At 37.1% G+C, this 690-nt stretch carries 1 protein-coding gene; it reads right to left on the bottom strand.

The genetic code is table 11. The features are described 5' to 3' along the window. Positions 1 to 690: RNA-directed DNA polymerase (locus GWK16_RS24925; protein ID WP_170056679.1), on the bottom strand; the 690-nt coding region annotated here is incomplete at both ends.

Genomic DNA, 690 nt, shown 5'->3' on the forward strand with positions numbered 1-690 from the left:
AGACTTAACAGAGCCATCAAGTGTTAGACAGTATTCTAGGTTATTACGTGAAGAAGTTTTTGGTCCAAAAATTAGAATCTCTGTTTTTTCTGAATTTAGTAGTAGGAAATTACTGGTCATCCAATTTTTTATATCAGCTATGCATTCCGGTAATTTTGTGATTTGGTAAGTTTCATCAGGGCGCGAAGAAATATAGAGCTGGGTATCATCAGCGTAACAGTGAAAACTAACACCATGTTTCCTAATGATATCTCCCAAGGGTAGCATGTACAGAGTGAACAGGAGCGGGCCTAGTACTGAGCCTTGCGGTACTCCATATTGAACTTGTGATCGATATGACATCTCTTCGTTTACTACTACAAACTGATAACGGTCAGATAAGTATGATTTGAACCATGACAATGCAATTCCACTAATGCCAACATAATTTTCGAGTCTATTTAAAAGAATATTGTGATCAATAGTGTCAAATGCTGCACTAAGATCCAGTAACACTAATAGAGAGATACAACCACGATCTGATGATAAGAGCAAATCATTAGTAACTCTAATGAGAGCAGTCTCAGTACTATGGTACGGTCTAAATCCTGACTGGAAATCCTCACAGATACTATTTCTTTCTAAAAAGGCACATAGTGTTTCTATGCTTCGGATTGGAAAAAGTGATCCAATAGTTACATCTCCATCCTT

Source organism: Neoroseomonas marina, assembly GCF_012927745.1.
GTDB classification, from domain to species: Bacteria; Pseudomonadota; Alphaproteobacteria; order Acetobacterales; family Acetobacteraceae; genus Neoroseomonas; species Neoroseomonas marina.